Raw genomic sequence first — 11,503 nt, forward strand, 5'->3', positions numbered from 1 at the left:
GGAGTCGCCTTTGCGCTCCAGGCAGCCGATGCCCTGCGGGCCGGGAATTGCTATTCCTGGGCCTGCCTCGGGTCGATCGGGATCTCCAGTTCCGGGTTCTCGGCGCGTTCCTCGGCGGTCGACTGGCGCCACACGGTCCCACAGCAGCGTGCGTACTGGTTCTGCCAGTCCGTCATGAACGCGTCGTAGCTGGTCCGGCCGGTCAGTTTCAGGTCCGACTCGTCGTTGTGCCAGACGCCGTTGCTCGTCCAGTTCGAGGAGCCGGCGAAGACGATTCTGGAATTGGCGTTACCCGCGTAACCGCCGCTGACCATCATGTACTTGTCGTGCGTGTAGTGCAGCGCGTTGCCGTTGGCGTCGATGCCGCGGGTGGTGTCGTGGACGTCGATGTTCGGCCGGTCCTTCAGGTAGGTCTGCACGCTGCTGTCCACCTGGCCGGCGGTGAAGAGTATGCGTATCTTCACTCCGCTCTGCGCCAGTCTCACCAGCTTCTTCGGCAGTTCCAGATAGTTCCGGTCGCCCGGCTTCCCGTGGGAGGTCCACTGGAACATGGCGATGTTGATCGTGGCCGGCGCCTTGACGTTGTTCAGGAAGTCGACCCAGGTGTCGCTCTTGGACCGCGCCTTGGGCCACTGGTAGGAGGGCGGGGACAGTGTCCTGGCGGCCTGGCCGCCGGCGGAGCTGTAGTAGTCGGGCACCAGTGGGCCGGGGCCGCCCCGCGCCCCCTTGGCCATGGCGGTGAAGTAGCGGGCGTAGGAGTTGTACAGGTCGACGTTGCCCTTGACGGTGAAGGCGCTGTTCCACGCGGTCCTGGCCTGGGCGGACGTGGGGTTGGCGCTGCTGACGGTCACCGTCCTGTTCGCGTCGCTCCCGCCGCTGAGCATGTAGTACTTCGCGTGCAGGGCGGAGCCGGAGTAGTGGGTCAGGCAGCCGCCCGGACACAGCGCGGCGAAGCTGGAGGCTCGCGGGTCGTTGCCCAGTTCGTCGACCATCGACTGCCAGATCGCGTTGTCGCTGTGATAGTCCATCAGCGCCTTGACGATGACGCCACGCTGGTGTGCGGCGATCAGGGCGTCGGCGAATTCCGGGCCGGGCTGCGTGCTGCCTATCGAGTACATGGCGACGCGTATGGTCTGCCCGCAACCGGCGCTGTTGATCGATTCGATGATCGGGCCCATGACGTTCATCTGGGCGTCGGGGTTCTCCGGGTCGTTGAAGCTCGGGCCCGGTCTCGAGGTGAAGGTGCGGGTTTCGCAACTGAGCGCAGGCTTGGCCTTCTTGACCGCCGCGTGGGCCGTGGTCGGTGACAGCGCGGTGACGGCCAGCGCGGTGAGGAACGTGAGTGTGCGCTTCATGGCGGGCCTTTCGCTGGGCTGTTGACGCTGACGAGTCTGAGCGTTGCCGTGCGGTTCGATCAACAGTGCGTCGATGCGGTGCCGTCCGTCGGCGTTTGCCCGAAGTCGTTCCAGATGTGACCCACTGCTCGGCACACAGGGGACTCACGAAGGCGGCCTGAAGTTGCGGCAGAGCGAGCACGGGCTCACGTTCCGAGCGAGCGCGCCCCGCACCTTCACAGGTGCGGGGCGCGCAACACGGTCCGCGGGCGTATGAGGTAGGAAGGCATCCGTGACCGAAGCACCGCAGACCGCCGCCCAGCACGCGTTCATCGCCCTCGCGCCACCCGACGACGCGAAGAACGAGCTGGCCCGCGCCCTGGGGCCGGCCTACGCGGCCTGTCCCGACCTGCGCTGGAACCGCATCGAGGACTGGCACATCACCCTGGCCTTTCTGGGCGAGTTGCCGGTGCGGGTCGTTCAGCGGCTTCGCGGGCCCCTCGCCGACCTGGCGGCTGCGCGGCCCGCTCTCGAACTGTCGCTGGTCGGCGGCGGGCACTTCGACGAGCGGGTGCTGTGGAGCGGCATCGCGGGCGATCTCGGCCCGCTGCACGAGCTGGCCGAGGCGGTGCGGGCGCGGGTCCGGCACTGCGGAGTCTCCTTCGTGGAGCGTCCGCTGCGCCCCCACCTCACCCTGGCCCGCGCCCGGCGCTCCGACACCACGTCCGTCACGGCGGCGGCCGCCTCCCTCGACGGTTTCGCCGGACGCCCTTGGCGGACCGAACGCCTCCATCTGGTCGGGAGCACGGTGCGAGGCCACGCGGGCCCGCGGCGTTATCAGGACATCGACGCCTGGCCTCTCGTCGTCGGTCAGGCGTTCCTGGCCTGAGGCCTGATCGGCCGGACACGACCTGAACCGGGCAGACCGCCGCCCGGGTGTCGCCCGCCGACAGCGCGGTCACTGCAGTCCGAGGCGCCCCGCGATCTCCTCGGTGTGCCGCAGGCGTTCGGGGGCGGCGTCGCCGAGTGCCGTGACCACTCCGGCGACGACGGTCTCGACCACGGCGAGGGTCGGTACGAGGCTGTCGTACGGGGACGGTGTCGTGACCAGACTGGGCAGTACGACCTCGGCGTGCGCGGAGACCGGGGAGAGCCAGCGGTCGGTGAACAGGATGACCTTCGCACCCTGTTCGAGGGCGATTTCGGCCATGGTGACCTTGTCCTGCTCGTAGCGGCGGTAGTCGAACACGACCAGGACGTCCCGGCGGGTGAGAGCGCCGAGTGTCGCGGTCCGTTCGACGTCGCCCTCGGGCAGGAGCCGGATGTCGCCGCGCAACTGCATGAGGTGCAGTCCGAGGTACTGGGCGAGGAGATGGGTGAAGCGGCCGCCGGCCAGGGTGATGCGGCGTTTGCCGTCGGCCAGGAGTGAGACGGCCTGTTCCAGGTCGTGCGGCGGGAGTTCGGTGAGAGTCTGCGCGACGGCGGAGCTGAACAGGGTGCTGCCCTGTGCGAGCAGGGACGCCTCGCCGCCCGGCGCCGCGTCGGCGCGCGTGTGGTCGGCGGACTCGCACAGGGACAGTGGCGAGGCGTTGCGTTCGTCGAGTTCCTCGCGCAGGGCGGTCTGGAAGTCGGGGAAGCCTCGGTAGCCGAGACGGTTGGCGAAGCGGATGACGGTGGGGGCGCTGACGCCCGCCCGGTCGGCGAGGACGGCGACGGTCTCGAAGCCGGCCGACGGATAGTTGACCAGGAGGACCCGGGCGACCTTGCGCTCGGCCGGGCTGAGGTCGCCCAGCTTGTGCCGGATCACGTCGGCGAGTGCGCCAGGGGCCATCGCGGGTTCCTCTCTCGGTCGTCGGCGGGCGGGCGGCCCACGTGCCGAGCCTAATGCCGATCACCGCCGCCGCGGTCCCGGCCGCCGCGTCCGGGGACGCCGGGGTGCTCCCGCACCGGGCGACGGCGCGGTGAACCGGTGCGGGAGCGCAGGGGGCCGGGTCAGAGCACGCGGCCGTCACCCAGGGCGGCGACGAGGGAGGCGAGCAGGGCGACCCTGGCCGGGACCGAGCTGACGTCGAGCCATTCCTCCGGGGTGTGGTCGGCGCCGCCGACCGGTCCCAGACCGTCGAGTGTCGGGACCCCGGTGCCGGCGAGGGTGTTGGCGTCCCCGACACCGCCCGTCGCCGTGGCACCGAAGGTCAGGCCCAGGCGTCCGCCGATGTCCTGGGCCGTGTCGAGCATCCGGCGGGAGGCGGGCATGTCCTCCATCGGCGGGCAGGACATGAGTTCCTCGACGCCGACGTGGGTGCCGGGGACGACGGGCCGCGCGGCGGCCCGCCTCAAGGCGCCGGTGGCGGCGCGCATGCCGCTCTCGGTGGCCGAACGGATCTCTACGAGGAGTTCCGCCTCGGGACACACGATGTTGAAGCGGCTGCCCGCGCGCACGACGCCCACGTTGAGGGTGACGCCCTCCCACACGCCGTTCAGCGCCTGGATCGCGATGACGAGATGGGCGGCGGCCAGGGCCGCGTTCGCTCCGCGTTCGGGTTCGATGCCCGCGTGTGCGGCGCGTCCGGTGACGGTGAGCCGGAAGTCGGCGACCCCCTTGCGCGCGATGACCAGATCGCCGTTCTCCCGGGCGCATTCGAGGGCCAGGGCGAAGTGGACCCCTTCGGCCGCCCGCCGGATGAACGGTCTGCTGGCGGGTGAGCCGATCTCCTCGTCGGGTGTGGCGAGGAAGACGAGTTCGTCGTAGTCCTCGATGCCTGCCCGGGCGAGGATCTCAAGAGCTGCGAGGCCCGCGACCAGACCTCCCTTGTCGTCGCTGACTCCTGGCCCGTGAGCGAGGGATCCGTCGAGGGAGAAGGGGCGTTCGGCGGCGGCTCCGTCGTCGAAGACGGTGTCCATGTGCGCGGCGAGCAGGAGTCGGCGTCCTCCGTCCGCGACCGGGAGGCGGCCTTCCTTGCGGCCGATGAGCAGATCGCCGGTGCGGTGTCCTCGGTGCGGTGGCAGCGCGACACGTTCCACGGCGAAGTCCAGTCGCTCGAGGTGGGCGCGGACCAGGTCCGCCACCCGGTTGACGCCGTCGGCACTGTACGAGCCGGAGTCGATCGCGACGAGTTCGGCCAGGTCCTCGAGGTAACGGGCCTGGTGCGCGCGGGACAGCGACAGCAGCACCTCGTCGAGGGGCTGCTGCCGGGGCGGGGCGCTCACAGGACCTTCGACAGGAAGGCGCGGGTGCGCTCCTGTTCCGGTTCGGCCAGCACCTGCCGGGGGTCACCGGATTCGACGACGACGCCTTCGTCCATGAAGACGGCCAGGTCGCCGACTTCGCGGGCGAAGCCGATCTCGTGCGTGACGACGACCATGGTCATGCCGTCCTCCGCGAGCCTGCGCATGACGTCGAGGACGTCGCCGACGAGTTCAGGGTCGAGCGCCGATGTCGGTTCGTCGAACAGCATCAGTTTCGGTTTCATGGCGAGGGCGCGGGCGATGGCGACGCGCTGCTGCTGGCCGCCCGAGAGCTCGGCCGGGTAGTGGCCCTCCCGGTCGGCGAGCCCGACCTGGTCGAGGAGAGCCCTCGCCTCGTCGCGAGCCTGGCCCCTGGTGACGCCGGCGACCCTGACGGGGGCCTCCATGACGTTCTCCAGAGCGGTCATGTGCGGGAAGAGGTTGAACCGCTGGAAGACCATGCCGATGTCCCGCCTCCGGGCGGCGACCTCGCGCTCCCGCAGTTCGTGGAGTCGGGCACCCTGCGGCCGGTGGCCGACCGGGTCGCCGTCGACGGAGAGCCGGCCACCGTCGATCCTCTCCAGATGGTTGATGCATCGCAGGAACGTGGACTTGCCGGACCCGGAGGGCCCCAACAGGCAGCACACCTGGCCGCGTTCGACCGTCAGGTCGATGCCCCGGAGAACCTGGAGAGTCCCGAAGTGTTTGCGCACGCCTTCGGCGTGCACCATGGGCGCGGTCACAGGCCCGCCTCCTTCTGTGTACGGCCGCGCAGAGCGGTGAGGGGTCCGGCGCACAGGCGCCGCAGGGGCGATACCTCGGCGCCTCGGGCCGTGCCGCGTCCGTAGCGGCGTTCGAGCCACGCCTGCGGGACGCTCAGGACGCTGACCAGGGCCAGGTACCAGAGCGACGCCACGACGAGCATCGGGATGACCTGGTAGTTCTGCCCGTACACGTCCTGGATGTTGGACATCAGGTCGTGCGCCGCGATCACCGACACGAGAGCGGTCATCTTGAGCATGTTGATCGTCTCGTTGCCCAGCGGCGGAATGATCACGCGCATCGCCTGGGGCAGCACGATCCGCCGCATGGTGAGTGCGGGGCGCATGCCGAGCGAGTGGGCGGCCTCGGTCTGCCCCGGGTCGACGGACCGGATCCCGGCCCGGACGATCTCGGAGGCGTACGCGGCCTCGTTCAGGCCGAGCGCGAGCAGGGCCGCGACGGAAGGGGTGAGCAGGGTGTTGGTGTCGGCCTGGAAGAAGGTGACGCCGGTGAACGGGATGCCGATCATCACGTGCTGGTAGAGGGCTCCGGCATAGCCCCAGAAGATGATCTGCACGAGCAGCGGTGTGCCGCGGAAGACCCAGACGAACAGCGACGAGAGGCCGTACAGGACCGGGTTGTCGGAGAGCCGCATGACGGCCACGAGTGTGCCGAGGACGAGGCCGAGGGTCATCGCGGCAGCGGTCAGCCACAGCGTGGTGGCCAGACCGTCGAAGATGAGGCCGGCGAACAGGTATCGGCCGACGACGTCCCAGTGCAGGTTCCCGTTCTTCGCGAGCGAGCCGATGAGGCCGGCCAGCGCGGCGACGGCGGCCACCGCGGAGAGCGCACGCCCCCAGTGGCGGACGGGAACGATCTCGAAGGTGTCGGGTGCGGGGGTCTTCCTGGTGTGGGGTGTGCCCGCGTGGGTGGTGGTGGTCATCTCTAGTCCACCGCCGCGTTCTTGGTGGCTTCCTTCACGGCGATGGAGGCGACGCCGTACTTGTCGCAGATCCTGCTGAGGGTGCCGTCGTCAATGAGGGCCTGGAGCGCGCGCTGGATCACGTCCGTCAATTGCGGGAGCCGTCTGCTGACGGCGATACCGTTGGGCGAGGCGTGGTAGCCGGCCGGCGCATCAGGGTCCTCGGCCAGATCGAAGGCCTTGCCGCCGTCGGCGGTCTTCGCCGCCCAGCCGGCAGCGGGTTTGGTGACGACCTCGGCGATCACCTTGCCGGAGCGCAGGGCGAGTTGGGCGTCGGAGTCCTTGGGGAAGGTCTGGATGTCGGCTGCCCTCAGTCCGGCGGACCGGCACCTGGCCTGGTGGGCCTCGAGCAGCTTGTGCTGGTTGGTCGCGGCCTGGACACCGACCTTCCGGCCGCAGAGGTCGTCCAACGTGCTGATCTTCGCCGGGTTGCCCTCGGCGACGAGGATGCCCGATCCGGAGCGCGAGTAGTCGACGAAGTCGACGACCTTCTGCCGCTCCTTGTTGTCGGTCAGCGCGGACATAGCCACGTCGAACTTGCCGGCCTGTAGGGCGGGCACGATGCCGTCGAACTTGGTCGGGGTGAAGGCGAACCTGACGCCGAGCTTGGCTCCCAGGGCTTGGCCGAGGTCGTAGTCCAGGCCGGTCAGTTCGCTCTTTCCCTCGCTGACGAACATGGCGAACGGGGCGTACGGGACGTCCGTGGCCACGCGTACGGTGCCCGCCTTCTTGATCTGCTGGGGGAGCGCTTCGTGCAGGGCCGGGTCCCGCGCGACCGTGACCCCGGCGACCTTGTCCCCGGTGTCGGGCTCGCCACCGCCCGTGTCGCTCGCTCCACAGCCGGAGACCACCGCCAGAGCCGTGCAGACCAGCACGGCAGTCGCCCCACCGCGGGGCGCAGAGATGTACATCAACGTCGTTCCCTCTCGGACGTCCGAAGCGAGCGGAATCCGCTCCACCGACGTTCCAGAAGTTACACACCAACACTTCAGATGGCTAGATGTAATAGCCGTTACAAACCAAACAGGGGTGTGCCCTGGCCGGCTCCGGGCGAACCGCCTCACATCGGCATCATCGAGCTCTGCAGACCGGGCAACAGCCAGTCCTGGAAGGGGGCGAGCACGGCCAGCACCAGGAACGCGACGCCTGAGACACGGGCGAGCTGCGGCCCCCGGGACCAGAGCTTCTCCAGGAAGATCAGGGCCGCGACGGCCGCCATCGCCGCGATGTTCATGACGCCGAGCGGGATCAGGACGACCATCAGGGCCCAGCAGCAGCCGAGGCAGTACGCGCCGTGGTGCAGCCCCACCCGCAGGTCACGCAGGCGCGGCCGGTACGAGGCGTACCGCATCAGTTGGGTCATCGGGCTGCGGCAGTGGCGCAGGCAGATGTTCTTGAGCGGGCCCCACTGGTACAGCCCGGCGAGCGCGAAGGCGGCGGCCCCGATCCACCGCGCGGCGTCCGGGTCCCGGTCGACCAGGTCGCCGGTGAGCGCGAGGCCTCCGTAGGCGAGGAGGCCGAACGCCGTCCAGACCAGCAGGTAGCCGCAGAGGAACTCGGTGGTGCGCAGCGCCCGTACGGCGCCCCCGGACTGGCGGCCGATGCCCTTGGCCCAGGTCAGTGCGACCGGAGCGACGGAGGGCAGCATCATCGCGGCCATCATGGCCAGCCACAGCAGCAGGAACAGCGGCAGCGCCATCCCCATCGTGCCGGGCTCGATCCCCATGTCCGTGGCCTGGCCCACCGTGAGCACCCAGGCCAGAGCGGCGATGAGGACGATCAGTGTCCAGGCCACGGCGAGGTCCCGGACCGGCAGCAGCACTCCGGACCGCAACGGATCGTCCTTCGTGTCCAGTCGCTGAAAGGCATGCATGACGCACTCCTCTCGGACCCTTCCAGCACAGCACGGATTCCGGGGAAGGCAAGCCGCCGCGAGCACTGGAAGCCCCGGCCGCGGAGGCGCACGATGGAGGGGAGGAAAGGAATCGAATCGACCCGTTCCGGCCGCCGGGGGCCGGACGAACACGGATCATGACCGGGTCCGACGCTCCGCTCCCACGCCCCGCGGCCACGGCTGTATGAGGTGAGAGCGATGACCCCGGCGACAGAGACGGTGCCGGCGTGGCGCCTGGCGGGCGACTGGTTCGACGTGTGCAAGTGCAGCATTCCGTGCCCGTGCTCGTTCGCCCAGCCGCCGACCAGCGGCGACTGCGAAGGCATCCTGGTGTGGCACATCCGCGAGGGTGCCTACGGTGACGTCCGGCTGGACGGCCTGAACATGGTGATGCTCGGTTCCTTCGTCGGCAATGTGTGGGCGGAGCACTCGGACTCGTACGCCGCGTTCATCTTCGACGAGCGGGCCGACGACGGGCAGCGGCAGGCCCTGCAGATGATCTTCAGTGGGCAGGCGGGCAGCTGGCCCGAGCAGCTGGTGACCATGGGCGCGTTCGAGGTGCGGGGCATGGACTTCGCGCAGATCGACGTGGAGATCGACGAGGATCTCGGCACCTGGCGGGCCGCCGTCCCCGGGAAACTCGAAGCCCGCGCCGAGGCGCTCACGGGGCCGACCACTCCGGAAGGCGCCCGCGTGCAGTCGACGAACCTCCCCGGCTGCGAGACCGGCCCCGGCCAGCTCGCCACCTGGGGCCGCGCCGTGACCGACCGGGCCGACGCGTTCGGCTTCTCCTGGGACCGTTCCGGCAAGTCCAGCAAGACGATCACCTTCGACTGGTCGGGCCCCACCTGAGCGCACTGGCGTAGCGTGACCCCGAAGACTTCCCGCGCAGACTGCCGAGGCCACGATGAGCGAACCGACCAAGCCCCAGGTCACCGTTCCGGAGGGCGACGCCCCCACCGAGCTGACCATGCGGGACCTGGTCGTCGGGGACGGCCCCGAGGTGAAGCCGGGCATGGTGGTCCGCGTCCACTACGTCGGGGTCACCTTCGCCACGGGCAAGGAGTTCGACGCCTCCTGGGACCGGGGCGAGCCCTTCAAGTTCGCCCTGGGCAGTGGCCGGGTCATCAAGGGCTGGGACCGCGGCGTGAAGGGCATGAGGCTCGGCGGCCGCCGCGAGATCATCGTCCCCCCACGCCTCGGCTACGGCAAGCAGTCCCCCTCTCCCCTGATCCCGCCGGGCTCGACCCTGGTGTTCGTGGTGGACCTGGTCGATGTGTACTCGGGAACGGCGGGGTGGAGCAGAACGACGTGACACCGGTGGCCGCACCGGGCCGCGCCCCGCCTCAAAGGTCCCTCTCGGGACCGACGTTGCGCAGGACGGTCTCGTACTCGCCGGAGGCCACCAGCCCGTCGATCACGGCCGCCATCGACGCCAGTCCTGGCTCCCGGACGATCAGCCCGTCCCAGCACCACCAGTAGTCACCCTCAGGATCGCCGGCCTCGCGCAGGTGATCCAGGATCCGGCGCACCTCGTCGAGGGTCACCACGGTCCCGGACCAGCGCTCGCCGTCGTCACGGACGACCCACATGTCGACGTTGCAGACCTCGTCGAGGTTCTCTCCCGCGCCCGGGACGAAGCAGATCTCGTACCCCTCGCGCCTGATCCGATAGAAGGGTCCGTCCCACATGCTCGCTCCGTGACGTCCGGCAGGAATGTCAGTGCCCTCCCGTAGTCTTCCCGGCACCGCTCACCGACCGGGAGGATCAAGAGAGTTGTCCGGCCAGTCCGCTTTTCCGTTGCCTTTTCAGACGTCCCGTTCCCTACCCTTCGCGGCACCGCGCACGCTGCGTGAGCTGGAGATGATGCGGTGCAGTGCGCACATCCGGGCGAAGGCGCGGTGGTTCGAGAAGATGCGGGACGGTGAGATCGTCGCCCGCTGGACCCGGGAGGCGCACGCGCAGGGGCTCACCGAGGCGCAGGTCCGTCACGTGCTCGCGGAGCTCGCGCACTACGCCGCGCTGAGGGACGAGCGGACCGGGATCGAGGTGTCCGGCGTCGACGGCGTGTGGCAGTCGGACACGCTGGTCGACGACGCGTTGAGGTCGCGGCTGCGCGAGGCCGTACGGGTTCTGGAGGAGGTGCCGGACGCGGAGAAGGACTGGCATCCCGGGTCCGGCGGGCAGGTGCTGGATCTGGTGCATCCGTCGCTGTTCTGCCTCGTGCGCGACGTGAGCGGCGCGCCCGAGCGGGCCTGGGACCGTCGGGCCGACCGGTACACGAAGTACGAGTTCTCGGAGAAGTTCCAGTGGCTGCCGACGGACGTCGATGTCGCGGAGGACGGCAGCGCCGCATTCCGCTCGTACGTCAACAACGTCCACCCCGAGCGGCATCGTGAACTGGCTGCCGTTCTGCCGGAGTTGTTCGCGCGGATGCTGCCGCTCTGGGAGAACGTGCTCACCGATCTGCGGCATCCGCGGCCGCCGCGCATCGAGGCCGATCCCTTCGGGTGGTACGACTCGGAGCCGGAGTGTCCGGACAAGGCTTCGTACGGCGACGACGAGGAGGCGTACCAGGAAGCCGTGCGGGCCTGGGAGGTGGCCCAGGAGGACTGGTGGCGGAACCGCCGCCCGGTCGTTCCCGACGCCCCGGTCTTCACGCCGCCCGAACTGCCGGACGGGTCCGCCCGGGTCAGCCTGCGCGGGCGCCGGCTTCAGGTCATCGTCAAGCTCGCCACCATCCACCTGACCCCGGACAGCCCCGAGTACGCGGGGGGTTCCTGGCACGTCGAGGGGATGCTGAACGAACGGATCGTCTCGACCGGCATCTACTACTGGGACAGCGAGAACATCACGGAGAGCCGGCTGGGGTTCCGGGCGGCGCTCGACGACCCGGACTACGAGCAGAACGACGACAACGGGGTGCGGGACGTCTACGGCCTGGAGAACGAGGACGCGCTGAGCCAGGTGCTCGGCTCGGCGTCGACCCCGGCGGGCCGCTGCCTGGCGTTCCCGAACGTCCTGCAGCACCGGGTCGACGCGTTCCGCCTCGAGGACCCCTCCCGCCCGGGGTACCGCAAGATTCTGGCGTTCTTCCTCGTCGACCCGTCGGAGACGATCGTGTCGACCTCCGACGTGCCGCCGCAGCAGCCGTGGGCCGAGACGTCGACGATGACGCCGGCCCAGGCGAAGGAGTACCGCGAAGAGCTCATGCGGGAGCGGAAGTTCTTCGTCACCGAGCACAACGAGCAGCTCTACGAACGGGAGTTCTCGCTCTGCGAGCACTGAGCGTGACCGCCGGGCGCT

Annotated in this window: 12 protein-coding genes; 4 read left to right on the plus strand and 8 right to left on the minus strand. The window is 69.7% G+C overall.

Annotated elements, in window-relative coordinates; translation table 11 throughout:
- Nucleotides 1–50 precede the first annotated feature (50 nt).
- Nucleotides 51–1,355 carry a phospholipase D-like domain-containing protein gene (locus IAG42_RS02195; protein ID WP_188335302.1) on the minus strand — a complete coding sequence of 435 codons (1,305 nt, stop codon included), beginning with the start codon at nt 1,353–1,355 and terminating at the stop codon, nt 51–53.
- A 271-nt stretch (nt 1,356–1,626) separates the two neighbouring features.
- Here IAG42_RS02195 and thpR point away from each other — a divergent pair, with 271 nt between their 5' ends.
- Entirely contained in the window at nt 1,627–2,223 is a 597-nt protein-coding gene (thpR, locus tag IAG42_RS02200) for an RNA 2',3'-cyclic phosphodiesterase (RefSeq protein WP_188335303.1), read from the plus strand.
- A 69-nt stretch (nt 2,224–2,292) separates the two neighbouring features.
- Here thpR and IAG42_RS02205 read toward each other — a convergent pair whose 3' ends face one another.
- From IAG42_RS02205 to IAG42_RS02230, 6 genes are all read right to left on the minus strand, one after another.
- Nucleotides 2,293–3,165 carry a MurR/RpiR family transcriptional regulator gene (locus IAG42_RS02205; protein WP_188335304.1) on the minus strand — a complete coding sequence of 291 codons (873 nt, stop codon included), beginning with the start codon at nt 3,163–3,165 and terminating at the stop codon, nt 2,293–2,295.
- A gap of 161 nt (nt 3,166–3,326) precedes the next feature.
- On the minus strand, nt 3,327–4,541 hold the full coding sequence (locus tag IAG42_RS02210) for a M20 family metallopeptidase (RefSeq protein ID WP_188335305.1): 1,215 nt from the start codon (nt 4,539–4,541) through the stop codon (nt 3,327–3,329).
- The gene (locus IAG42_RS02215) at nt 4,538–5,290 is read right to left on the minus strand and encodes an amino acid ABC transporter ATP-binding protein (protein ID WP_188341137.1); all 753 of its coding nucleotides are present in this window, start codon (nt 5,288–5,290) and stop codon (nt 4,538–4,540) included. The genes IAG42_RS02210 and IAG42_RS02215 overlap by 4 nt, the downstream gene beginning before the upstream one ends.
- A gap of 8 nt (nt 5,291–5,298) precedes the next feature.
- Nucleotides 5,299–6,264, minus strand: a complete 966-nt coding sequence (locus IAG42_RS02220) for an amino acid ABC transporter permease (protein WP_188335306.1) — start codon at nt 6,262–6,264, stop codon at nt 5,299–5,301.
- Nucleotides 6,265–6,266: 2 nt separating this feature from the next.
- Entirely contained in the window at nt 6,267–7,178 is a 912-nt protein-coding gene (locus tag IAG42_RS02225) for an ABC transporter substrate-binding protein (protein WP_223205815.1), read from the minus strand.
- Between the two features lie 185 nt (nt 7,179–7,363).
- A complete protein-coding gene (locus IAG42_RS02230; protein ID WP_188335308.1) occupies nt 7,364–8,176 on the minus strand; it encodes a DUF2182 domain-containing protein in 813 nt (270 codons plus the stop codon).
- A 219-nt stretch (nt 8,177–8,395) separates the two neighbouring features.
- On the opposite strand from IAG42_RS02230, the gene IAG42_RS02235 reads away from it, so the two are divergent.
- Complete coding sequence (locus IAG42_RS02235) at nt 8,396–9,049, plus strand: DUF1326 domain-containing protein (protein WP_188335309.1); 654 nt, start codon at nt 8,396–8,398, stop codon at nt 9,047–9,049.
- Nucleotides 9,050–9,104: 55 nt separating this feature from the next.
- Complete coding sequence (locus tag IAG42_RS02240) at nt 9,105–9,512, plus strand: FKBP-type peptidyl-prolyl cis-trans isomerase (RefSeq protein ID WP_188335310.1); 408 nt, start codon at nt 9,105–9,107, stop codon at nt 9,510–9,512.
- 31 nt (nt 9,513–9,543) lie between these two features.
- Here the strand turns inward: IAG42_RS02240 and IAG42_RS02245 are convergent, their stop codons facing one another.
- On the minus strand, nt 9,544–9,888 hold the full coding sequence (locus IAG42_RS02245; RefSeq protein WP_188335311.1) for a hypothetical protein: 345 nt from the start codon (nt 9,886–9,888) through the stop codon (nt 9,544–9,546).
- An 85-nt stretch (nt 9,889–9,973) separates the two neighbouring features.
- Between IAG42_RS02245 and IAG42_RS02250 the strand changes: the two genes are divergently transcribed.
- On the plus strand, nt 9,974–11,485 hold the full coding sequence (locus IAG42_RS02250) for a DUF4246 domain-containing protein (protein ID WP_188335312.1): 1,512 nt from the start codon (nt 9,974–9,976) through the stop codon (nt 11,483–11,485).
- Nucleotides 11,486–11,503 lie beyond the last annotated feature (18 nt).

It is taken from the genome of Streptomyces xanthii, assembly GCF_014621695.1.
GTDB classification, from domain to species: Bacteria; Actinomycetota; Actinomycetes; order Streptomycetales; family Streptomycetaceae; genus Streptomyces; species Streptomyces xanthii.